Genomic DNA, 24,475 nt, shown 5'->3' with positions numbered 1-24,475 from the left:
AAATCCTCCTACTCGGAGGATTTTAGTTTTACCCGTGCCTGTGTAAGCAATGTTTCAGCTTTTGCCCCTAAATACACATATATCGCTAAAGCAATTAAAAGTCCCACCACTGCAAGCATCATCGCTATAGCTGGCATTAAATACTCTGATTGCCCTAATGCGGCTTTAAACATAGTGAGTAGTGCTTCAATTGATATAGCAATTAACACGGTAGAGATAAACCGGGTAATGGTTCGTCGTGTTGATGAGTGTCTAAAAATATCTTTATGCATGAGGATTTCTTCCTCAAGAATTGTTTTGCCAAGATCAAAAACAGCCAATGCTAACGTGATATAAATAATGATGCTAAAGGGTTCTAGGGGATCGGACGAACTATTTACGTGAGTTATTAATTCATAGATGTCGATAAATACGATGTTGAGTAAAAAAAGCACCAAACTAAATAAGCACGCCACAATAATCCCATAACCTGCTTTAAAATAAGGTGACATAGTCGCACGAGCGGTATCACCCATCACAAACTCAATAAGCTGCGTTAAACTTACATCAACAACTAAATAATGTTGATTATTGATAGGTTTGTTTAATTCTTTAATCGCAGATATACATAAATGGTTGGTCGCAATAGAAATATAAGGCGCAGTAAAACAAATAGCATTACAGGCTTTTACATTTAAAAAATAAGGCCGCTCACTTAAATCCTGATTATTGCCTCTCTGTGCCAATTTTTTATTGTAGGCACGTTTAAAGCAAACGTTATTGCCCTGTTGTGAGCCCTTCTCGTCTAAACAGTATTGTAATTCTAAAAAAGGATAATGCTTTGTTAAATAGCGCATATCACGATTATTAGCGATGCCGTCATCTATACTCATTAAAATTGATTCTAATAAGCTATGTATTATCTGCTCATATTCGTTATAGCGTTCAACACTACTTATATAACTCATTCTCGCCATAATTAGGCTCCTTAAATACCCTAACCAACAGCTAAGCAAGTTTAAAACCAAAAATTAAAGAACTTAAAAATCAATAACTTAATTTAAATTCATTGACGCCATTGCACTATTTTAGTGACAACTGCACACACTATTTCCCGCCACGCACAAAAAAGCAGCTGAGTATTTACGACTTAGCTGCTTTTTATGTCTCGTTTACAAATTACATAAACGCTTTCATCCGTAATATAATTACTGAATTTTTGCGAACTCTTCTTTTGAAAGCTCACCGTTGCTATCAACATCTAAATCATCAAATAATTGGGCTAGTTGTGAGTTAGCTTGTGCTTCAGACTGGCTAATAACGCCGTCGCCATCAGTATCGAAAGAATCAAAGTCAACCGCAGCAAAAGCCGCTGAAGATGAAGCAAGTGCAATTAAAGCGAGTGTTTTAGTAAATGTTTTCATAATTAATCCTTAGGCTAAATGCCTTAATTAAAATAGTAAGAAGTCCTTTTCAAAGATCCTTAAGGGAAACTAATACGCTGAAAATTCGTCTTTAGAAAGTTCACCATTACCATCTACATCTAGCTCTGCAAACTGCTCCATAAGCTCAGCAGCAACCGATGCCTCTGCTTGGCTGATGGTGCCACTGCCATCTACATCAAGCGTTTCAAAGTCTGTGCTTGCAAATACGGCAGATGAAGAAGCAAGCGCCATTAATACCAGTGTTGATTGTAACTTTTTCATAATATAATCCTTCAAAGTGTGCAATGTTCGTCAAATAAAAAATAATTGGCTCAAAACTATCAACCTCATATCCTTGCGATTCTTTGTCATAGGCTCCCTTGCCTATTTAGGTTGTCTTGGGCAACTCAGAATCAGTAGTATTGAGCACTAAAGCTGGTTACGCCTTAGAAAACTCTGCTTTAGATAACTCACCGTTTTGGTCAGTATCAAGCTCAGTAAACTGGCTCATAAGTGAGGCGTCAACTGATGCTTCAGCTTGGCTAATAGCGCCGTTGCCATCCACATCGAGTGTGTCAAAATCGGTTGCTGCAAAAGCCGCTGATGAAGAAGCTAAAGCCATTAATACCAGTGTTGATTTAAGTGTTTTCATAATGTAATTCCTTCATTAGGTTGTGCGATGAAGCGATGTGCTTTATCACGTTTTTGCTAAATACAGCTTAGGTATTACAACTTCGATGCCATGTTTTTAAAGTTATTTAAAAACATGCAGTTAGAATGATTTTGAAGCATTTTAATAAAAATAAACCATGATTTTGTTGCTTTTTAGCAACAACCACTGAGGCTTAAATAAATAAGCATTTGAAATCAATAAGTTAAATTATAATAAAAAGAGACATGGGAATGAGAGAACCGGAAAAATCATGTTTAGAGCAGTTATGAGAATAAACCGACTCTGAACACATGCGCCATGCTTACTTTAATGGTATAAAATAGTACGTATAACGCATTGAAATATAAAAAATAAAATAATATTTAGATTATATTTATAAAAACGTTTGAAGAACGATTTAAAAACTCTCGTTTTGTTGCCAAATGGCGAATTGGGATGAAAACAAGCTGTAATAGAGGAGAGTCGCTAGCAATGTGTTGTTCTAAAAAACAATAAACTAGTCGCTCATGCTCATAAGGGCTATGAGCGTGAGCAATGTGTTTTAAACAGCCTGCTTTATTTCCAACCTTGCAGCCATTTTTGTTGATCTTTTAAATCGCGCCACTGGATTGGGTATTGGTTTTTTGACATTACCGCTTCAGTGATACATTCAACGACGTTGCCGTTTTCATCAAACTCAACCTCAACAATAATAAAATGTTTTTCCTTATTAATTGCTGGGATCGCTGTCCATTTACTATTAAACAGTTTTTTAGGGTTTAATTTATTCATACTACGCCTTCTCAGTTTTCTGCTTGAACAAACGCATCGGCCATTTTTAGTTTTATTAATCTAGGGTCTGTTGACCTTTCAAGGTTAAATTTGCAGCAGTCTGTTTGGTATTTAGGCAAGGCAGAGCCTATGTGGTGTGGTTATTCCCCATAAATAGGCGATAACGCAGCATCAATGCCAAACAGGCGCTGCCCTTCGGATTCTGCCTAGGGGCGATTTACTCTTTGTTGCTCGGTTCTTACTTAGTCCACTAGGTTACAAACCTCGCGCCGCGATTAAACCGCTCCTAGTTTGAACAAATTGTAATCCGCAAAGGTCAACAGACCCTAATATTCAAGACACTAATAACGTGCCTTTATACATTTGCATTTGGCAATGAAAAGCATATTCACCCACTTTAAGTGCCGGCAGCTCAACAGTGTTATTCTCACCCATAGCGAGCGTTTTACTGATATCGAGTGAAGGAAACACCACCGTTTCGGCGCATGGAGCGCTGTCTTGTCGATTAAACGTCAGCGTTACTTTTTTATCAGCAGCCACTTTAATATGGGCAGGATAATAAACGCCGTTATTAACCACTATCGTTATTTTGTTGTTATTACTCTGCACTTGCTTAGGTTTATATAGCCAAAACCAGTAAATAATAACCGCAATTAACAATGCGCCGAGTATATTGAACATCAACATAATGCTACTCCTATTTATAAAATTACGATTTACTGGGTTTAAAAAAGCGCAGGCGATTGGCGTTTGTGACCACAGTTAGTGATGACAGCGCCATAGCAGCACCTGCAACAATTGGGTTGAGTAATATACCAAAGAATGGATATAACAGCCCCGCAGCAATTGGAATACCTGCCACATTGTAAATAAATGCACCAAATAAATTTTGCTTAATATTGACTATAGTGGCGCTACTAACCGCAATGGCATCGCCAAGACTCTGTAATGAACCACGCATTAAGGTGATATCAGCGCTCTCAATCGCCACATCGGTGCCAGTGCCAATAGCAAACCCAACATCGGCCTGTGCCAGTGCCGGCGCATCGTTTATACCATCACCCGTCATACCGACTATTTCACCTTTAGCTTGGCGCTTAGTTACTTCACTGGCTTTGTCATCAGGCATTACTTGGGCAATAAAGTCCTTAATACCTACTTTGTTAGCGACGGCTCTGGCGGTAGCTTGGTTATCACCGGTCAGCATAACAACATGGATACCTTTTTTTTGTAGACGTTTAATAGCCTCTGCTGAATCGTCTTTTATCGGATCTGCCACCGCTATAATGGCTTGTAGTTGGGTATCAATTGCAAAATACATTGGCGTTTTAGCAGCGCTGGCTAATTGCTCAGCTTGCTCCTTTGCCTCTGCAATACTGATATTGTGTTGGCTCATAAGCGCTTCATTGCCAAACAATAAAGTTTGCCCATTTAATATGCCTGTAACACCTTGCCCCGTCACAGCGTTAAAATCGCTGACTTTTTCAATCGTGATATCTTCATTTTCAGCATAACTTACAATGGCTTGCGCTAAAGGATGTTCAGAGCCGCTTTCAAGACTAGCGGCAAGCTTTAGCACCTGTACTTTATCGCTGTCATTAAAATTAATGATATCGGTAACGGTGGGTTTTCCTTCTGTGATCGTGCCGGTTTTATCTAAAATCATGGTGGTAATTTTAGAGGTGGTTTGCAGCGCTTCTCCATTACGAATAAGTATTCCCGATTCAGCGGCTTTACCTATCCCAACCATAATTGACATAGGGGTTGCTAAACCCAGCGCACACGGACAGGCAATGATAAGCACCGTGGTCACAGCCACTACCGCATAAGCAATGCTCGGCTCAGGGCCAAAATTAAGCCATGCAAGGCCCGCGAGCACTGCAATAATCATTACCGTAGGAACAAATACGCCGGATATTACATCGGCTAAACGCCCTATGGAGGGTTTAGAATTTTGTGCTCGTTTAACCATATTAATAATACTGGCAAGTGTGGTTTCACTGCCAATATGGGTGGCTTTAAATAGCAACGTGCCACTTTTATTAATACTGCCTGCAACAACGGTATCGCCCTCACTTTTGTTCACTGGCATAGGCTCACCCGTGAGCATTGACTCATCCACTGAGCTGCCACCTTCAATGACTTCACCATCCACGGGGATTTTTTCACCGGGGCGTACACGCACAGTCTCGTTTTTTAGTACCTTACTAATAGCTATATCTTGCTCTTTGTTATCACGCACTACCCGAGCGGTTTTTGGCTGCAAACCGATTAAGCGTTTTATCGCCTCAGATGTGCGACCGCGGGCTTTTACTTCAAAGGCAAGGCCTAGGCTAATTAAACCGATGATCATCGCTGAGGCTTCAAAATAAACATGCCTGGCCACCTCGGGTAGCACGCCTGGCGCAATGACTACCACCATAGAATACAACCACGCGGTACCTGTGCCCAACGCAATCAGTGTATCCATATTGGCGGTGTGGTTTTTAAATGACTGCCATGCGCCGTTATAAAACTGTTTACCCGCAATGGCCATAACCACTAAAGTGACTATACCAACAATAAACCAGCCAATGCGCTGCGCATTGGTGGTAACACTCATATCAAAAATAAGCCCATACAACATAAGCGGAGCGCCAACGCCTAGCGCCAATACCATATTACGCATTAGCTTTTTATAGTGCGCGTTATCGGCTTTGGCTTTTTCATCTAGCGCGTCTTGCTCCGACTCGCTATTCATTGGCTTAGCCTTGTAACCAATATTTTCGACTGCTTCAATCAGCTCAGCTGATGGCGCATTGCCTTCAACTTGCACACTGCGATCAGCAAAGTTCATTTCAACACGCTGCGCACCTGATACGCTTTTTAACGCTTTTTCTATTTTTGCGACGCAGCTGCCGCAATTGGCACCTTCAATTATAAAATTTTGCACTGTGTCTTTATTGTTGCTCATTTTGCTTCCTCGGAACTCACTTGTTCGTTAAGGGGATCTACAAAGGTCTCAATTAAACTACATATATCGGCACTTACAGCACCATCGCTTGAGTTTTCCCACTGTTTTACCGCTGCTTGCATACGCGTTCTTAGTTTGAATGTTTCTTGAAATAACCGCTCTGTTTCTTCAAGTCGCTTTGCTATTAATTGTCGTGTCAGTGGGCATGGGCAATTCCCTAGCTCCGACTGAGCAACTATTTGCTGAATATCTTTAATAGAAAAACCAAGTTGCCGTGCACTAATAATAAACTTTAAACGCTGTTGATCGGCAGCGGTATACACTTGATAGCCATTGCTTTGGCTACGAATGGGGTTAAGTAGCTTTATACGCGTGTAGTGCCGCACTGTATCTTGGGTCACTTCCATGATTTCAGCTAGCTGTTTAACATACATAACTCACTCCATCGGCTTTTAGTAGTGACATAATAAACCTATGTGCAACACACAGGTCAACCGCTATTTTAAAACTCAGGGAATGCGTTATCGGCACATTAAATAAGTGATTACGCTTGCTTAAAGAAGAGGAAGAATATAGCAGTCACAAAATAGTGACTGCTAGAAAATGTAGACGTTATTTTGCTGCGAGTTAGGTTAACTATAGTTTAATTCGCTTCGCTACGCGATTGTTTAAGTGCTTCACCTAGCTGCCCAGCAATTGCTTGGATCTCAGGCATAGCCTCTTGCACTAAAGATTGTGACATTTGCATAGATGCTTGCATCACCTGTGGCATTTTTTTCAAAATAGCTTGCCCTGACTCTGTTTTATAAAAATCGAGCATATCGCTAATCTCTTGCTCACTAAATTGCTTATCATAAAGGTTAACCATCATAGGCTGCATTTTTTGCCAGCTCATTTTAGTTTTTAGCACCTCAGTCATATCGGCATAATATTTATCAAATATTGGCTTTTCATCTGGCTTTACACCCATTTGCACCGACATATTTTGCATCATGCCCTCAACTTGAGAATACATAGAGTCAACCATAGCGTCCATATTCATCACCTCTACCAGCTCATCAATTTTTTGTTGCTTAGTAGTTTGCGCTGCATATAAGTTAGTTGAAAAAATAAGTAGTGATAAAAGTAATACCTTACCCATATTAATATCCTTTTTGTATTAGAATTTACGCCATACTCACATGTTCAATAAGTGTTGTAAATGGGAACAACCAAAAAAACAAAAAGCCGAATAACTACCATTATTCGGCTTTTTGTCGTTTTTTAGGGTTAATCTTTTTCGATATTATCGAGTCCTTTCGTTCCATCTTTGGCTTTTAACTTATGATGAATAGCGGTTTTAATTAGCATATAACCACTAATGGGCGCCGTGATTAATAAAAATATAGTGATTAATATTTCTTTTAAGCTTAAGCCACTAGCTGAATTGGCAAAAAATACCATCGCAGCCGTGAGTATACTTGCCATCCCTAAAGTGGTTGCTTTAGTTGGCCCATGTAAACGCATAAAAAAGTCCGGCAGTTTAATTAAGCCAATAGAGCCAATTAAAATAAAGAGCCCACCAAACAACAGCAATATTGATACGATCCATTCACTTATCATTTTAATACCTTACTCAATTATATCGCCACGAAGTAAATACTTACATACTGCCACAGTACTTATAAAACCTAACATTGCAATAAGCAAAGCGGCTTCAAAATATAAACCTGTTCCCATACTGATGCTATATAAAATAATCAATGCAATAACGTTAATGTACATTGTATCGAGCGCCAAAATACGATCTGGTACTGATGGACCAATAATAAGTCGCCATAGATTTAGTAGTAATGACAATCCAACCATTGAAAAAACAATCAGTAATACTGTATCTAACATTGAAATATCTCCTTTAGGGGAGCTTCGTAGCGTGCTTTAATTTGTTTGATAAGTGCTTGCTCATCATCTAAATCCAACACGTGAATTAATAAATATCGCTGCGCAGGTTCATCGTCTTCATTAAGTGACTTAATGAGAGGATAAACCTCAGCACTTACTGTACCCGGCGTTAAAGACACACAACTAGCTAAAATAGTAATTGGCATTTCATGCATTAAATCGATAGGCACTTTAACAAAACCTGGACGTAAATTTTTTGAAGGGCCCATTATTAATAAGGCCACTTGTAAATTAGCCACAATAATATCGTAAAGCACAATAAGTAACTGCTTAAACGCCAAGCCAGGCTTTAATATGAGTGGTTGTGGATCTCTAAATGACATACTAAATAAAGGAATAAGCAGTGCTAACAATGCACCCAATATAATATGCCCTACAGACACACTGTTATTTAATAATAGCCATACTATAAATAAAAATAGACTACGAAACGGTGTGGGTAACCAACGAAAACGAGCTTCTAAGCGCATTACAGACCTCCCTTGAGTACCGCATTAATACCACCACTAATATCGTGAAGTTGTGTTGCTGTTTCAAGTGCATATTGCGTTGCAAAATCACCAAAAACAACCAACAGTATTGAGCTTGTGAGCAGGCCAACAAGTACGATAACTTGCAACGGATGTGCATTAGCAACATCACCAGCCTCACCGCCTTTGTCTTTATGCTCCCAAAACAAACTCGTGCCTGCACGTGATATAGCAACAATTAACGCTAAGCTCATAATTAAGTAAACAGGCCAAAATACCAGTGCTTGCTCACTGTTTAAGGTGGTTTTTAAAATCCAAATTTTACCTACAAAACCTGAAAGTGGCGGCATACCTATGACGGTTAGTCCAGCGATAATAAAACACGCTCCCAACAAGAATGGTTGCTTAACTGCGCGTCCGCCAACTAATCTGTCGCCGACCTTACCTCGCTGAGTTGCAATTAAATCAGCGAGTAAAAATAGTGCTGCAGTCACTAACGTTGAGTGTACTAAATAATACAATAGTGCAGCTGTGGCGTTTATATTTTGAAGTGCAACCAGTGCCACTAAAGTACCCACAGAAACCAGTACTAAGTTTGCGGTAAGCTTACGTAAATCTTGTGCTGCCAACACCCCAATTGCCCCAATCACTATGGTAGCAATGGCCAACGCCCATAACCAAGACTGCGCCATATGCTCAAGTTCACCGGCTTGCTCACCAAATACCACTGTATATACGCGTAAAGTGGCGTAAACACCTACTTTGGTCATAATCGCGAATAATGCAGCAACTACAGGTGTCGCACTTGAATAGGCATTTGGGAGCCATAAATGCAGTGGTAATAGTGCACTTTTAAGGGCAAATACCACAAGCAATAGTAACCCGCCCGCTTTAGCTAAATAAACATCATCACCGATTAACTGCGGTACTTTATTAGCCATATCAGCAATGTTTAGGGTACCCAATACCCCATATAAAATACCTAAGCCGATTAAAAATACACTTGAGCCAACTAAGTTTAAAATAACGTAATGCAGTGCTGCACGTGTTTTTGGTTTACCGCCGCCGTGCATTAATAGCGCATAAGAAGCAATTAGTAACACTTCAAAAAAGACAAAGACGTTAAATAAATCGCCCGTTAAAAACGCACCATTTACCCCTAATATTAAAAAATGAACCAAGGGATGGAAAAAGCTGCCTTGCTCGTCATCGCCGGCACACCCATATAAAACCACACCAAGACCTAAAAAGGCGGTTAAAGTAACCAGTAAAGTTGAGAGCATATCTGCTACCAGTACAATACCAAACGGCGCTGACCAGTTACCGATTGCATAAACAATAACCCCGTTATCTTTAACCTGAACCAGCAGTAATACTGTAATTACAAAGGTTAAAATAGCCATTAGGCTTGAAGTTAATCGCCGTGCAAATAAACTTTTGCCACACGGTGGCAGTAGCAGAATGATTGCCGCTAGCATAGGCATTAAAACAGGCAAAGATGCTAAATGCTGAATCATTTTCTCTCCTTGCGTTTACTTCTGGTTAGGGTGCCATCAACATGATCATTCCCTAAATCTGCTCGCCCTCGTATCGATAAAATAACCACAAACGCAGTCATGGCAAATCCTATTACAATAGCTGTTAATACTAAGGCTTGTGGCAGCGGATCGGCGTAATCAGCGCCAGTTCCAAGTACCACCGCTTTATTGATAGTTAAGCGCCCTGATGAGAATAAAAACAAATTAACCGCGTAAGAAATCATTGTCAGCCCCAGTACCACTGGGAATGTTCGCGCTCTTAATAATAAGAACACACCACAGGTGACTAGCACGCCAACGCAAGATGCGTATAACAGTTCCATTAAATATTTACCTCTTCTTTCTCTGCGTTCGCGGTCATATTACCTAAGCTCGCAAGGATCATTAGCGTCGCGCCAACAACGGTTAAGTACACGCCCAAGTCAAATACAATGGCGCTGGCAAGCTCTGTTTTACCAACAAACGGAATATCAAAGTAATCAAACCAGGTAGTTAAGAATGGTTTATCGAAGAACCAACTTCCTACACCCGTAAACATGGCAATAGCGATACCTGATGCAATAATTTTTCGATAGTTAACATCAAAACGTTCATTAATCCACGCAGTACCATGGGCCATATATTGTAAAATAAAGGCAATAGAGGTCACGAGGCCGGCAATAAATCCACCGCCCGGTAAGTTATGACCACGTAAGAAAATATAAGCAGATACTAATAGCGCCAATGGTAATAAGCTTTGTGAAATACAAGCCAATAAAATAGGATGACGGTCTTTAGACCATGGGCGCCCTTCACTGTCGCTTGCTGGCATATAAAGCGGAATTCTTGATAACAGTTTAAATATACCCAGTGCTGCAATCCCTAACACGGTGATTTCACCTAAGGTATCAAAGCCCCTAAAATCAACTAAAATAACGTTAACAACGTTAGTACCCCCACCGCCTGTTTTAGCATTAGCGACAAAGAATTCAGAAATTGAATTAAGAGGACGGGTCAGTAATGCATAACAAATACTAGCAATAATTACCCCCACCGTAGAGGAAATAACCACATCACGTAAAATACGCAACGAGCTTGACTCTCTTGGTGTACTTTGCGGTAAGAAAAACAGTGCCAACATTAATAATATGATAGTTGCAACTTCTACTGTAAGTTGCGTTAAGGCCAAGTCAGGCGCTGAAAAACGTGTAAACGCCACCGACACCATTAATCCCACAATCGACAGCATTAATAACGACACCATCCGAATTCGATGCCAAATAACGGTAGCAATAGCACCAATAATCAGTAGCCCTGTACCTATAGCATTTTGAATATCAATTGGGGTATTAGGCACACTGCCAGCTAGCTGTTTCATTTCAAATAATGGCCAACCTGAGGCAAGTAATACAACGCCTAACATAATAAATACATAGCGTTGTAATGAGCCATTTTCTGTTGATTGGATTTTGTTTTGACACCAATTAACCACAACCGCTAAAAAACGCTCGAAGATTTTTTTAGCGTTAAAAGGAGGTAACGACGCTTGGAACTGAAATAAGTACTTACGATTGACGTAAATAAATAAACCACCAATGACCGCCATACCACTCATAAGTAGAGGTAAATTGAAACCGTGCCAAATAGTTAGCTTGTACTCAGGCATAGCTTGACCAAGTACGGCCAATGAGGCAGCCGATAAAATACCATCTACTGCAAAGTGCGGAAAAATACCCACTAAAATACATAGCACCACTAAAATTTCGATAGGCACACGCATATAACGTGGCGCCTCATGAGGGGTGCGTGGTAAGTCTATCGGTTCACCATTAAAGAACACGTCATGAATAAAGCGAGATGAGTACGCTACCGACAGCGCACCTGCAACGGTTGCCAGCACCGGGATTAGCCACGACATAGAGCCAAGTACTTGCTGATGCAGTGTTTCAGCAAAAAACATTTCTTTTGATAAGAAACCATTTAATAGCGGTACACCGGCCATTGCAGCTGCGGCCACCATCGCCAATGTAGCTGTATAAGGTAAGTAGCGCCACATGCCATTGAGTTTGCGCATATCACGCGTGCCGGTTTCATGGTCAATAATACCCGCGGCCATAAATAACGACGCTTTAAACGTAGCATGGTTAATAATATGAAAAATAGCGGCTACAGTTGCAAGTTGTGTGTCTAGGCCGAGTAATAGAGTAATTAGGCCTAAATGACTAATTGTTGAATAGGCTAATAAGCCTTTTAAATCATGTTTGAATAGCGCGATGTAAGCGCCAAATAAAAGTGTAGTTAAACCCGTCAAACCGACTAATAAAAACCAAGTGTCGGTTCCCGCCAGTGCTGGATAAAAACGTGCAAGTAAAAAGATACCCGCTTTTACCATAGTGGCAGAGTGTAAATAGGCACTAACCGGTGTAGGTGCTGCCATGGCATGGGGTAACCAAAAATGAAACGGAAATTGTGCAGACTTGGTAAAGGCGCCTAGTAATACTAGCACCAGCGCTAATTTGTATAAATCATGTGATTGAATAATCGCTTTGCTAGCTAAAATAGTGTCTAGGTCGTAGCTTCCAACAATATCACCTAGCAGCATTAAGCCGCCCAGTAATGCTAACCCACCCGCACCGGTTACCGCCAGTGCCATACGCGCCCCCTTGCGCGCCTCTGATTTATGCCACCAGTAACTAATCAACAAGAACGAGCTAATACTGGTTAGCTCCCAAAACACCCATAACTGAATCACATTGTTTGACATAACAATGCCCAGCATGGCGGTCATAAATAACATTAAGTAACTAAATAGCTTTGGCAGTGAATCGTTTTGACTTAGGTAATAACGGGCATACAAAATAACCAGCAGCCCTATTCCTAAAATCATAAATAAAAACAGTAAACTCAAGCCATCTAAGCGTAAGGAAATATCCAGCCCTAAAGCAGGTATCCACTGCGCGCTAAAACGAATGGTTTCTCCCGCGAGAACAGCAGGCGCATGATAAAGTGTAATTGCAAGCGCGGCTAAAGGCGCAATAGCCGTTAGGCTCGTTGCCTGATTTCGAGAAAGTTTGCCGGTGCATGCAGAAATAACACTGCCTAATAAGGATAACAGGGGTATCCAGAGCAAAGTCATAATGAAGGGCCTTTTTGAATCATAAAGTTTATCAATTCGCTACTTGTTATTATTAAATACCAAAGTGACTTGGGTATACGTTTTATATCTGTTTTTTAACAACATTAATACGTACAGTTATACTGATAAACATGGTTTTTGTCTATAGAAAGCGCTTCTAGCGGGGCAACAATCAAACAAAAAAGTCTATAAATTAATGAACTGAGATAAAACCGGCTCAGCTTTTAAGCCGTTTTAATAGGATCGTATAATCATTGGTTAAACAACCTAAAAGCACTCTATTTAATGATTAAAAGCGCGGGAATAAATCTGCATGTTGCTCTATATGAGTTTGCCACAAAACCCGATATTGATCTGAAAGTCCAACCTGTTGATATTGCATAATAGACCACTGTGCGCTTGGCTTATAAGCAACACCTCTTTGCTGACAGCTTTTGCTTTTGTGCCATCCTTTTGGCGCATCAGTGTTATGAGCAATAAACAAGTTAGGGGCAACTAACCCCTCAAGCTGACAAAGCCAAGCTTGTTTTTTTGCTGGTAAAGCGTATTCATCTTCAAAACCATTAAAGTGCATTAATTCATGTAAAAAGACCGCATAATTGGCCTGCGAGTTAATATGCATTAAGCCCTGATGTACATTGGCAGTACCTTGCTTTGGCATCATAATCGCAAAATCGAATCCTTTAGGAAGCCGCTGCTTAAGTGATGACTGTTGCCAATCGCACTGCGCAAACGTTGCTTTAGTGCTGTTACAAGCAATTGCATTGCCAACATATATAGGCTTTGAAAAACAAAATGCATTACTACTAGGCTCTGGGTGTTGTGCGTATTTTTTCACAAAGTGGTTGAGCCTATATAAACCATCACGGTGATCGCTCAGCATTAGCACATTAAATGTGCATTGCTTTTGTATCTCAATTTGCTCGCTCGCTACCAAAAACCCTAATTTATGCATAAAGGAGTGGTTTAATGCATCGAAAGGAGCACGCTGTTGTAACTGTAAATGATAAAAGGCATCCCCTTTAGGTAACTTATTGTGAGCTTTTAATAACGCTAAATCTTGCCAACGCTGTTGAGCAAGCAATGAAGCTGCGAGATGTTTTTGTTGTTTAGTTGTTATCTCATCGAGGCTTGCTTGCCAAAAGAGCTTGGCGGTTTCAGTTTGATTATTGGCTATTAATGATAACCCATAGCCGTATTGTGCATGGGCTATTTTATTGCGTGCTAAGGTAGCTAATGAGGTCGGGGGGAGTTGTAAAATATGCGATGAAAAGTAACCAGGGAATTGCCAATAACTATCAATCACATTGGCTTTGGCGTGCAATACTTGCCAAAAGCCAATACTATTTTGTTTATTACTGGAGCCACTAATTAAGCTAGCGCACAGTAATAAAATACTTAATTTAAAAAAGTTAGCCCGCGCTTTCACTAGCCATCAACTCAAGCTCTAAACGTGCATATTTATATTCTATAAATTCATGAACGTTCGTTGCCAGCGCCAACTTAAAGTAATCTGTTGCAATTGAAAGCTCACCTGCGGCTTGGTGCTGTTTAGCTAAGTAAAAATAAGCTTCACATAAACGTTGAGCATATTCTTGTTGTGAACTCACCCCATCGGCTATCCCTGAAAAAAATGCTTTTTCACTCATATCACCTACATACAAAGCAATAAGCTGATATGCCCATTCGTTTTCATCAAGGGCCGCCGCATTAGCTTTTAACGAAGTGAGTGCCTGAGTTTTATCTTGTGCGGCCTGCGCTAAATAAAGCCACAGTACACGATAAGGGTCGTTAGGAGAGCGCTCCAAAAACGTTTTAAAGTCATCCTTTGCAAGCGTGGCTCTATCACCATAGTACAAAGCAATACCACGATTTAAATACGCATATTCATGTTCTTGGTCTAACTCTATGGCTGAATCAAAGTACTCGTATGCTTTTTCGTATTGTTGCATCAAGGTATGTTGAATCCCCAAAAAGTTATACACTTCAGCCAAATCAGGTTTCAGTTTAACAGCTCGGTTAAAATCAATTCGCGATAAAGTGGTCATGCCTAAGCTATCAAACAGCACACCACGGTCATAATAGAGCTTTGCTTGTTGCTCTGTACTTAAGTCTGCTCTATTTAATAGCTCTGAAAAACGAGCAATGGCAATTTCATTTCTAAAGTCTGATGCAAGTGGCGCAGTAAATGGCACATTAATAATAGCAGCGGGTTTAGTAGTAGCCTGACAAGCGCTTAAAGACAAAATAGCAAAAGATGCCAAGGCTAAATGTTTAAGTCTCATTAAAATCCTTAATACCGAGGTAAGTAGCAAATAGATAAGACATAAGCTGTCTTGTAAGGTTCATTCTTGTTATATGTTACTTAACGTCTTGAACATAATAGGTTGCTAACATTAAAGCATAAAAAAAGGGGCTAAACAGCCCCTTTTTATACTATCCAGTAATTATCTGGATGAAAGATTAGCAATTACGCGTCTTTAGACTCGTCAGCTGCAGGTGCTGCTGATTCCATTGCTTCTTTAATACTTAGACGTACACGGCCTTGGCGGTCTACTTCTAGTACTTTAACCTTAACTTCTTGACCTTCACTAAGGTGATCAGCAACGTTGTTAACACGCTCTGTGCTGATTTGTGAGATATGCACTAGGCCATCTTTACCAGGAAGAATGTTTACAAACGCACCAAAATCAACGATACGTACAACTTTACCTTCGTAGATAGTCCCAACTTCAAGCTCAGCAGTTAATTGCTCAATACGGCTAATTGCATTTGCAGCACTTTCACCATCTGTAGCAGCAATCTTAATTGTGCCATCATCACCGATTTCAATCGTAGTACCTGTTTCTTCAGTAAGTTGACGGATAGTTGCGCCACCTTTACCGATTACATCAGCAATTTTCTTCTGTGGAATTTGCATCGTGTAAATACGCGGTGCAAACATAGATAACTCTTCAGAAGGTGCAGAAATCGCTTCGTCCATCACACCTAGAATGTGTAAACGAGCTGCTTTAGCTTGCTTAAGCGCGATTTGCATGATTTCTTGCGTGATACCTTCGATCTTTATATCCATTTGTAGTGCAGTGATACCGCTAGTTGTACCCGCTACTTTAAAGTCCATGTCACCTAAGTGATCTTCATCACCTAAGATATCTGAAAGTACTACAAAGTTTTCTTCTTCTTTAACTAGGCCCATCGCGATACCGGCAACAGAAGCTTTAATTGGTACACCCGCGTTCATAAGCGCTAGAGACGTACCACAAACCGATGCCATTGAAGATGAACCATTTGATTCAGTGATCTCAGATACAACACGAATTGAGTAAGGGAACTCAGTCAATGTTGGCATTACAGCTTGGATACCACGTTTAGCTAGGTTACCGTGGCCGATTTCACGACGCTTAGGAGAACCTACAAAACCCGTTTCACCTACACAGAATGGAGGGAAGTTGTAGTTAAGCATAAAGTGATTTTTATGCGTGCCAGTTAAATCGTCGATTAACTGTGAATCACGTTCTGTACCAAGTGTTGCTGTTACTAATGCTTGTGTTTCACCACGTGTGAAGATTGCAGAGCCGTGAGTACGTGGAAGTACGCCCGTCATTACATCTAGTGCACGGATCATATCTGGTTCACGACCATCGATACGTTTTTCGCCAGCAGCGATACGGCCACGAACGATTTTCTTCTCAAGTGAACCGAATACTTTACCTACTTCTTGCTTATCAAGCGTTTCGCCTTCAGCAAGCTCGCTTGTTAGTGCTTCAACAACCGCATCTTTTGCAGCAGTTAATGCTTCTTTACGCGCTACTTTATCAGTAATACGGTAAGCTTCGCCTACTTTATCAGCAGCAAGTGTTGCTACTTTCTCTTCTAATGCAACGTTTTTCTCAGGTGCAGTCCAATCCCAAGTAGGTTTGCCTGCTTCTGCTTTAAATTCGTTAATTGCATTGATGATAGACTGTGATTGCTCATGGCCGTATACAACCGCACCTAGCATTACGTCTTCAGCAAGAACGTCTGCTTCTGATTCAACCATAAGTACAGCGTTATCAGTACCCGCAACAACTAAATCAAGTTGGCTTTCTTCAAGCTCTTTTAGTGTCGGGTTAAGTACGTATTCACCGTTGATGTAACCAACACGTGATGCACCAATTGGACCGCTGAACGGGATACCAGAGATAGCAAGTGCTGCTGATGTACCAATCATCGCAACCATATCAGGTTGGATTTCAGGGTTTACAGAAACAACTGTCGCGATAACTTGTACTTCGTTTACAAAACCATTAGGGAAAAGTGGACGAATTGGACGGTCAATAAGACGTGCAATTAGCGTTTCGCCATCGTTAGGACGACCTTCACGCTTAAGGAAGCCACCTGGGATACGACCAGCAGCGTACATACGCTCTTGGTAGTTAACTGTTAGTGGGAAGAAATCTTGACCTGGTTGAGCTTCACGCTTACCAACAACCGTTACTAGTACTGACGTGTCGCCAATGCTTGCTAGTACTGCGCCATCTGCTTGACGAGCGATAGCACCTGTTTCTAGCGTCACTGTGTGTTGACCTAGTTGAAATTCTTTTATAATTGCTTGCACTTAAAATATTCCTTAAATGTATTTTTAGTATTAATTAAGTTTTCATCAAAGTACCAATTACAGTACATAATTGTATTCAGTTGGAAATCAATTAAGTACTACAATTGGCAATGATGTAAATAACCGTAAATAAACCTTTTTATCTACGCGCCATAGTATATAACAAAGTCAGGTGAAATTGCGAGCTTAGCACCGAGATAAAATAGTGCTTACAGCAATGCCAAAAACACAGCAATGCCAAAAACATTCGCTTTGTGAATGATAATAGTATGGCTTTTATTCGATATTTCAAGGAGTTTACTGAGAAGTACTGGTGAAGACGAGAAAATGTGAGCACAAAAAAAGGAGCTAAAAAGCTCCCTTTTTGATAATCAAGTTCTTAGCGACGTAGGCCAAGCTCTTTGATTAACGCAGTGTAACGCGAGATATCTTTACCTTTAAGGTAATCAAGCAGTTTACGGCGAGTGCTTACTTTTCGAAGCAGACCACGACGTGAGTGGAAGTCATGCTTGTGATCAGCAAAGTGACCTTGAAGCTTGTTGATATCAAAAGTAAGTAATGCTACTTGTACTTCAGGTGAACCAGTGTCGCCTTCAGCGCGTGCGAATTTAGCAATGATATCGATTTTTTCTTGATTGCTTAGTGACATAATAACTCCAAAAGTTAAATTTAACAGGTGCTTTAGCCGATCACTAATTCAGCCAAAACGATTAAGCGGGCGTATTCTACCAATTATCAGCATAACTACAAGTTAAACTTTTACTCTGGTTGCTGATTAGACAAGCCACGTTTTGATTTTAGATGGCCATCAGGATTACGTTCACCAGTACCAATAAAAATTCCGTCAGCCAGAACTTTTATTGCACCTTCAGGTAATTCTTTACCTAGCACCACAGCTTGACCATGGCTAAATGCTATTCCCTGCTCTTTAGTAATTTCCACAACAGGTAAATCAACTAACGCGGTATCCATTGGCAATAATAGTTCGTCAAGGTAAGTAGAAGGCGCAACGTCTTGTTCTTTCGCTTGATTTAATAACGTTTCTAACTGCTCAAGTGTGACCATTTTATCTGCTGGGTAATGCCCTACAGCACTACGATGCAGCATAATCACATGCGCGCCGCAGCCCAAGTTTTCACCTAAGTCATCAACAATAGTACGAATATACGTGCCTTTAGATACATGGGCAGTCATTTGTATTTCGTTAGCTTGCTCATCAAACTCATCAAGCGTTAAGCTAAATACGTTAATTTTTCGACATTTGCGAGGAACTTCTATGCCTTCACGCGCATATTTATATAAAGGCTTACCTTCATATTTAAGCGCTGAATACATTGATGGATATTGGTCTGACTCACCTAAAAATTTAGCAATTTCCTGTGTAAGCAGTTCAGCAGTAACATTAACATCACGCGTTTCGACCACTTCGCCATCAGAGTCTGACGTGGTCGTACGTTCACCCAGTTTTGCTCGCACAACATAGGTTTTATCTGTATCGAGTAAAAACTGGGTAAACTTAGTGGCTTCACCAAAACAAATAGGCAGCATACCGGTCGCAAGCGGATCAAGCGCACCTGTGTGCCCCGCTTTTTGCGCAAAATAAATACCTTTCGCTTGCTGCAGTGCTTTGTTTGATGAAATACCTTCTGGTTTGTTTAACAACAAAATACCATCAACTGGACGGCCTTTACTGCGTCTTGCCATTAGTCTTTAGTGCCTTCTTCGCTATCTGTTTCATCATCAACATGCTTAGCGTTATCTTCACGAATGATAGAGTCCACTAAGTTAGAGATGCGCATCCCTTCCATTAATGAATTATCAACCACAAATTTAAGCTCAGGCATGATTCGCGCACGAATACGTTTACCTAGCAACGAACGGATATAACCGGTTGCTTCGTTAAGTACTTTGGCACTTTGCTTGGCTGCATTTTCATCTTCGGTGTTAAACACGGTAATGAAAACTTTGGCATAAGATAAATCGCGCGATACTTCTACCGCAGACACTGTCACCATGCCCAAGCGTGGATCTTTAATTTCGCGTTGTAAAATCACCGCAATTTCTTTTTGAATTTGCTGAGCAACACGATCAGTGCGAGAAAATTCTCTCATTTCACTTTCCTAAAATTATAACTTATTGAAAAATAATAATAAGCTAACTAAATAATGGATACACAAATGGGGGCTAAGCCCCCATTTAAAATCTTAGCATAGGTTATGTTGGGCTATCGAGGTACAACCTTGAATGTCCAACACCACCTAATAACAATTAAAGACTACGTTGTACTTCAACTGTTTCAAATACTTCGATTTGGTCACCAACGCGAACGTCATTGTAGTTCTTAACGCCGATACCACATTCCATGCCGTTACGAACATCAGCAACGTCATCTTTAAAGCGACGTAATGACTCAAGCTCGCCTTCGTAAATAACCACGTTATCACGAAGTACACGAATTGGTGCGCTACGCTTGATAGTACCTTCAGTAACCATACAACCAGCAATTGCGCCAATTTTTGGAGATTTAAATACATCACGTACTTCAGCAAGACCAATGATCTCTTGTTTAAACTCAGGAGCAAGCATACCTGACATAGCTTGCTTAACTTCCTCGATTAAGCTGTAGATTACGCTGTAGTAACGAAGGTCTAAGTTTTCAGCATCAATTACTTTACGCGCAGATGCATCAGCACGAACGTTGAAGCCAACCACAATCGCGTTAGACGCTGCCGCAAGAGTTGCATCAGTTTCAGTGATACCACCTACACCTGAACCAACAATCTTCACTTTTACTTCATCAGTAGAAAGTTTAGTTAGTGAGTCTGAAATAGCTTCAATTGAACCTTGAACATCGGCTTTAAGTACGATGTTAACTTCAGACACATCACCTTCAGCCATGTTAGAGAACATGTTTTCAAGTTTCGCTTTTTGCTGACGAGCAAGTTTAACATCGCGGAACTTACCTTGACGGTAAAGTGCAACTTCACGTGCTTTACGCTCATCTTTAACTACTGTGGCTTCATCACCTGCAGCTGGAATACCAGAAAGACCTAAAATCTCAACTGGAATAGAAGGACCGGCAGACTTAATGTCTTTACCGTTTTCATCGCGCATTGCACGAACACGGCCATATTCAAGACCACATAATACAATGTCACCTTGATTAAGCGTACCTGACTGAACAAGAATAGACGCAACAGGACCACGGCCTTTATCAAGACGTGATTCAATAACAACACCTGCTGCCATACCTTCGGTCGGCGCACTTAGTTCTAATAGCTCTGATTGCATTAGTACAGCTTCTAGCAGGTCATCAATACCTAAACCAGTTTTAGCCGAGATATGAACATACTGTGTATCGCCGCCCCACTCTTCTGGGATAACGTCTAGCTGAGCTAGTTCGTTTTTAACGCGATCTGGATCTGCGCCTTCTTTATCCATTTTGTTTACAGCAATAATTAAAGGAACGCCAGCTGCGCGAGCATGCTGTACCGCTTCTTTAGTTTGTGGCATTACGCCATCATCAGCTGCAACCACTAGGATTACGATATCAGTCGCTTTTGCACCACGAGCACGCATTGATGTAAATGCGGCGTGACCCGGAGTATCTAAGAAAGTGATCATATTGCCGTTAGTTTCAACGTGGTATGCACCAATGTGCTGTGTAATACCACCGGCTTCGCCTGATGCAACTTTAGCTGAACGAATGTAATCAAGCGTCGATGTTTTACCGTGGTCAACGTGACCCATAACAGTTACTACTGGCGCACGTGGCTCTGACTTACCATCTTCATGGCGGTCATTAAGTACTGTTTGCTCTAATTCGTTTTCTTTTACGATGATAACTTTATGGCCCATTTCTTCTGCTACAAGTTGCGCAGTTTCTTGGTCAATAACTTGGTTAATAGTAACCATGTCACCCATTTTCATCATAGTTTTTACAACTTCAGCGCCTTTAACCGCCATGCGTGATGCAAGCTCAGCAACTGTAATTGTTTCACTAATACGCACTTCATTTTTAACATCAGCCGTTGGTTTTTGGAAACCGTGCTGTAATGACGCTGGCGCTTTTAGCTTACCTTTTTTACCTTTAGACGCTGCAAATTTATCCTTTGCTGGCGCTTTTTTCTTTTTCTTCGCACGGCGAGAGCCTTGCTCTTCGCGAGCATCAGCTACATCTTCTGCTTCACGTGCGTACGTTGAAGTCGTAAGGTGGTGATCCGCGGTTTCTTCGCGTTTCTTACGTTCTTCTTCTTCTTTCTTCCAGCGTGCTGAGTTCTCTTCAGCTAGCTTTCTTGCCTCTTCTGCTTGACGTTTCGCTTCTTCTTCAGCTTTCTTCAATGCGGCCTCTTCTGCTTCTTTTTGCAGACGCTCAGCTTCGATGCGATCTTTCTCAGACTTAGCACTTTGCTCAGGGGTCATCTGCTGTTGTTTCGCTTTACGCTCAGCATCTGCTTTGCGTTTAGCTTCTTCTTTGGCTTTACGATCAGCGTCTTCTTTTGCTTTACGTTCTGCCTCTTGTTTTGCCTTTAATTCAGCAGCGGCTTGTTCAGCTTTTTGCTGCTCTTCAAGACGTGCTTTTTCTTCAGCGGCTAGACGTTGCTGTTCTTGTTCTTGCTCAACAGCACTTTTTTTCACATAAGTGCGTGTTTTACGAACTTCAACTTGCACAGCTTTTGCTTTACCCGTAGAGCCCGTCACACTTAATGTGCTTTTGCTCTTACGTTGCAATGTCATGCGAGCAGGGCCTTCAGAGCCCGTGCCACCATGTTGCTTGCTTAGGTGATCAAGTAACGTCGCTTTTTCAGCTTCAGTTACATTGTCGCCTGCTTGTTTAGTAATACCGGCTTGTGAAAACTGCTGTAGTAATTTATCAACAGTTGTACCTATATCACCGGCTAGTTTTTCAACATTTACTTCTGCCATAGTCTCTAATACCTCCGTTAATAAATTACTCGTCTGCAAACCAACAAATATTACGTGCAGCCATAATTAGCTCGCCCGCTTTCTCTGAAGATAGCTCTGTAATATCTACAAGCTCATCAATGCCTTGCTCAGCTAAGTCTTCAAGTGTTACTACACCCTTACTTGCCATAACAAATGCTAAATGACGCTCTAAGCCTTCAAGCGCAAGTAAGTCTTCAGCAGGCTCAGCGCCTTCTAAGCTTTCTTCCGTTTTAAGCGCTTTCGTTGTTAATGCATCTTTTGCACGTGAACGTAATACGTCCACTGTTTCTTCATCTAAGCCGTCGATTTCTAAAAACTCTGAAGCCGGAACATAAGCAACTTCTTCAAGTGTTGAGAAACCTTCGTTGATAAGTAATGATGCAAATTCGTCATCAATATCTAAGTTTTCAGTAAATAAGTTAATTAACTTATCTGACTCAGCTTCGTTCTTAGCGCGCATTTCATCAACGGTCATTACGTTTAATTCCCAGCCAGTTAATTGGCTTGCTAAACGTACGTTTTGACCATTACGACCAATAGCTTGTGCTAAGTTATCAGCTTCAACAGCAATATCCATTGAGTGTGTATCTTCATCCATTACGATTGAAGCCACTTCTGCTGGTGCCATTGCGTTAATAACAAACTGTGCAGGGTTGTCATCGTAAAGCACGATATCAACACGCTCACCGCCAAGTTCTGACGATACCGCTTGAACACGTGCGCCACGCATACCAACACACGCACCAACAGGGTCAATACGCTTGTCGTTAGATTTAACCGCGATTTTAGCGCGTGAACCTGGATCACGTGCTGCAGCGCGTAATTCAATCATTTCTTCGCCAATTTCTGGCACCTCAATGCGGAATAATTCCATCAGCATTTCTGGTTTAGAACGGGTTACAAATAATTGTGCACCGCGTGCTTCAGGCTTCACTTCATATAAAAGACCGCGGATACGATCACCCGGGCGGAAGTTTTCACGTGGCAGCATGTCGTCACGATAAATAACCGCTTCTGCGTTGTTACCTAAATCAAGTACGATTGCATCACGGGTTGCTTTTTTAACAACACCCGTTACCAGCTCGCCTTCTTGATCTTTATATGCTTCAACGACTAAGGCGCGCTCTGCTTCACGTACTTTTTGTACGATCACTTGCTTAGCCATCTGTGTTGTTATGCGGTCAAATTTAATTGATTCAATCTGCTCTTCTACGTAGTCGCCCATTTTCAAGTCAGGCTCTTCAACTTGAGCAGCTTCTAACGTGATTTCGCTGTATGGATTCTCTAAAGAACCATCTTCTAAAACTTCAGCTATTTGCCAGCGACGGAATGTATCGTAATCGCCGGTTTTACGGTCAATTGCAACACGTACATCAATTTCACCATCATGCTTTTTCTTTGTCGCTGTCGCTAATGCGAACTCTAGAGCTTCAAAAATCTTTTCTTTTGGAACCGCTTTCTCATTGGAAACGGCTTCAGCAACCAATAATATCTCTTTTGCCATGGGTAATGCCTCGCTTGCCCTATTCCTTCGCACTCGAATTAAAACTTTGCGATTATGTTCGCACGTTCAATGTTACTAAGCATGATTAAATGCTCTGCACCATCGCTAGATAGTGTGATCATATCGCTGCTAACTGCTATTAAATCGCCTTTAAAATTACGGCGACCGTCTTGTGGAAGCTTAGTACGCACGCGTACTTCCTCTCCTTGCGCCTGCTCGTAGTGATCTTGTTTGAATAATGGACGATCAACACCAGGAGACGACACTTCCAAATCATATTCGTTTGTAATCGGGTCTTCGACGTCTAAAATCGCACTAATTTGACGACTTGCATCTGCGCAGTTGTCAACTGAAATTCCATCCTCATGAGCAATGTATACTCTTAAGGTAGAATGGCGACCCGCTTGTACAAACTCAAGACCATGTAATTCAAAGCCTAGCATTTCTACTGCAGGCGTTAACATGGTTACTAAATCTTGTTCAAGTTTTGTCACGAAAATCCTCCATACAAACAAAAAAAGGGCTTATAGCCCTAAAATACTGAGTTTAAATTTTGATTTAAT

24 protein-coding genes are annotated in these 24,475 nt (G+C 41.0%); all 24 read right to left on the bottom strand.

Annotated features, from left to right (window positions below; all coding sequences use genetic code 11):
• Positions 1 to 8 precede the first annotated feature (8 nt).
• Positions 9 to 956, bottom strand: a complete 948-nt coding sequence (locus MTN97_RS10200; protein ID WP_016899465.1) for an EAL-associated domain-containing protein — start codon at positions 954 to 956, stop codon at positions 9 to 11.
• A 231-nt stretch (positions 957 to 1,187) separates the two neighbouring features.
• Complete coding sequence (locus MTN97_RS10195) at positions 1,188 to 1,403, bottom strand: calmodulin (RefSeq protein ID WP_013464551.1); 216 nt, start codon at positions 1,401 to 1,403, stop codon at positions 1,188 to 1,190.
• 69 nt (positions 1,404 to 1,472) lie between these two features.
• Positions 1,473 to 1,685: a calmodulin gene (locus tag MTN97_RS10190; protein ID WP_008467121.1), complete on the bottom strand. Its 213-nt coding sequence runs from the start codon at positions 1,683 to 1,685 to the stop codon at positions 1,473 to 1,475.
• 157 nt (positions 1,686 to 1,842) lie between these two features.
• Positions 1,843 to 2,055, bottom strand: a complete 213-nt coding sequence (locus MTN97_RS10185) for a calmodulin (RefSeq protein WP_008467122.1) — start codon at positions 2,053 to 2,055, stop codon at positions 1,843 to 1,845.
• 576 nt (positions 2,056 to 2,631) lie between these two features.
• Entirely contained in the window at positions 2,632 to 2,847 is a 216-nt protein-coding gene (locus MTN97_RS10180; protein ID WP_248474316.1) for a TIGR02450 family Trp-rich protein, read from the bottom strand.
• A gap of 333 nt (positions 2,848 to 3,180) precedes the next feature.
• Complete coding sequence (locus MTN97_RS10175; RefSeq protein ID WP_069439995.1) at positions 3,181 to 3,534, bottom strand: cupredoxin domain-containing protein; 354 nt, start codon at positions 3,532 to 3,534, stop codon at positions 3,181 to 3,183.
• A gap of 22 nt (positions 3,535 to 3,556) precedes the next feature.
• Positions 3,557 to 5,800, bottom strand: a complete 2,244-nt coding sequence (locus MTN97_RS10170) for a heavy metal translocating P-type ATPase (protein ID WP_248474315.1) — start codon at positions 5,798 to 5,800, stop codon at positions 3,557 to 3,559.
• Positions 5,797 to 6,234 carry a MerR family transcriptional regulator gene (locus MTN97_RS10165; protein ID WP_248474314.1) on the bottom strand — a complete coding sequence of 146 codons (438 nt, stop codon included), beginning with the start codon at positions 6,232 to 6,234 and terminating at the stop codon, positions 5,797 to 5,799. Before MTN97_RS10165 ends, MTN97_RS10170 begins: the two co-directional genes overlap by 4 nt.
• A 209-nt stretch (positions 6,235 to 6,443) precedes the next feature.
• Positions 6,444 to 6,941, bottom strand: a complete 498-nt coding sequence (locus MTN97_RS10160) for a DUF2059 domain-containing protein (RefSeq protein ID WP_069439997.1) — start codon at positions 6,939 to 6,941, stop codon at positions 6,444 to 6,446.
• Positions 6,942 to 7,069: 128 nt separating this feature from the next.
• Entirely contained in the window at positions 7,070 to 7,402 is a 333-nt protein-coding gene (locus MTN97_RS10155; protein ID WP_214551812.1) for a Na+/H+ antiporter subunit G, read from the bottom strand.
• A gap of 9 nt (positions 7,403 to 7,411) precedes the next feature.
• On the bottom strand, positions 7,412 to 7,681 hold the full coding sequence (locus MTN97_RS10150) for a K+/H+ antiporter subunit F (RefSeq protein ID WP_008114565.1): 270 nt from the start codon (positions 7,679 to 7,681) through the stop codon (positions 7,412 to 7,414).
• Positions 7,675 to 8,211: a Na+/H+ antiporter subunit E gene (locus tag MTN97_RS10145; RefSeq protein ID WP_036983168.1), complete on the bottom strand. Its 537-nt coding sequence runs from the start codon at positions 8,209 to 8,211 to the stop codon at positions 7,675 to 7,677. Before MTN97_RS10145 ends, MTN97_RS10150 begins: the two co-directional genes overlap by 7 nt.
• A complete protein-coding gene (locus MTN97_RS10140; protein ID WP_069439999.1) occupies positions 8,211 to 9,728 on the bottom strand; it encodes a monovalent cation/H+ antiporter subunit D in 1,518 nt (505 codons plus the stop codon). Before MTN97_RS10140 ends, MTN97_RS10145 begins: the two co-directional genes overlap by 1 nt.
• Positions 9,725 to 10,072 carry a Na+/H+ antiporter subunit C gene (locus MTN97_RS10135; RefSeq protein WP_013464542.1) on the bottom strand — a complete coding sequence of 116 codons (348 nt, stop codon included), beginning with the start codon at positions 10,070 to 10,072 and terminating at the stop codon, positions 9,725 to 9,727. The genes MTN97_RS10140 and MTN97_RS10135 overlap by 4 nt, the downstream gene beginning before the upstream one ends.
• A complete protein-coding gene (locus MTN97_RS10130; protein ID WP_248474313.1) occupies positions 10,072 to 12,864 on the bottom strand; it encodes a monovalent cation/H+ antiporter subunit A in 2,793 nt (930 codons plus the stop codon). Before MTN97_RS10130 ends, MTN97_RS10135 begins: the two co-directional genes overlap by 1 nt.
• Before the next feature lie 289 nt (positions 12,865 to 13,153).
• Complete coding sequence (locus MTN97_RS10125; protein ID WP_248474312.1) at positions 13,154 to 14,293, bottom strand: hypothetical protein; 1,140 nt, start codon at positions 14,291 to 14,293, stop codon at positions 13,154 to 13,156.
• Positions 14,277 to 15,149, bottom strand: coding sequence for a lipoprotein NlpI (nlpI, locus tag MTN97_RS10120; protein ID WP_248474311.1), 873 nt, complete (start codon positions 15,147 to 15,149; stop codon positions 14,277 to 14,279). The genes MTN97_RS10125 and nlpI overlap by 17 nt, the downstream gene beginning before the upstream one ends.
• 185 nt (positions 15,150 to 15,334) lie before the next feature.
• Positions 15,335 to 17,461 (bottom strand): polyribonucleotide nucleotidyltransferase, encoded by a 2,127-nt coding sequence (gene pnp, locus MTN97_RS10115; RefSeq protein ID WP_036983177.1) that lies wholly within the window; start codon positions 17,459 to 17,461, stop codon positions 15,335 to 15,337.
• Positions 17,462 to 17,840: 379 nt separating this feature from the next.
• Entirely contained in the window at positions 17,841 to 18,110 is a 270-nt protein-coding gene (rpsO, locus tag MTN97_RS10110) for a 30S ribosomal protein S15 (protein WP_006793376.1), read from the bottom strand.
• A gap of 110 nt (positions 18,111 to 18,220) precedes the next feature.
• Positions 18,221 to 19,165, bottom strand: coding sequence for a tRNA pseudouridine(55) synthase TruB (gene truB / locus MTN97_RS10105; RefSeq protein WP_013464537.1), 945 nt, complete (start codon positions 19,163 to 19,165; stop codon positions 18,221 to 18,223).
• Entirely contained in the window at positions 19,165 to 19,572 is a 408-nt protein-coding gene (gene rbfA, locus MTN97_RS10100; protein ID WP_008467148.1) for a 30S ribosome-binding factor RbfA, read from the bottom strand. The genes truB and rbfA overlap by 1 nt, the downstream gene beginning before the upstream one ends.
• A 157-nt stretch (positions 19,573 to 19,729) precedes the next feature.
• Positions 19,730 to 22,387, bottom strand: coding sequence for a translation initiation factor IF-2 (gene infB / locus MTN97_RS10095; protein ID WP_036983180.1), 2,658 nt, complete (start codon positions 22,385 to 22,387; stop codon positions 19,730 to 19,732).
• 25 nt (positions 22,388 to 22,412) lie between these two features.
• Positions 22,413 to 23,912 carry a transcription termination factor NusA gene (gene nusA, locus MTN97_RS10090; RefSeq protein WP_013464535.1) on the bottom strand — a complete coding sequence of 500 codons (1,500 nt, stop codon included), beginning with the start codon at positions 23,910 to 23,912 and terminating at the stop codon, positions 22,413 to 22,415.
• 38 nt (positions 23,913 to 23,950) lie between these two features.
• Positions 23,951 to 24,406: a ribosome maturation factor RimP gene (gene rimP / locus MTN97_RS10085; protein ID WP_008114543.1), complete on the bottom strand. Its 456-nt coding sequence runs from the start codon at positions 24,404 to 24,406 to the stop codon at positions 23,951 to 23,953.
• Positions 24,407 to 24,475: the final 69 nt, after the last annotated feature.

The sequence above is a fragment of the Pseudoalteromonas sp. 2CM36K genome (assembly GCF_023161865.1).
Lineage (GTDB): Bacteria > Pseudomonadota > Gammaproteobacteria > Enterobacterales > Alteromonadaceae > Pseudoalteromonas > Pseudoalteromonas tetraodonis.
The sequence above is the reverse complement of the archived record's forward strand: the minus strand, read 5'-3'. Positions and strand labels throughout refer to the sequence as shown.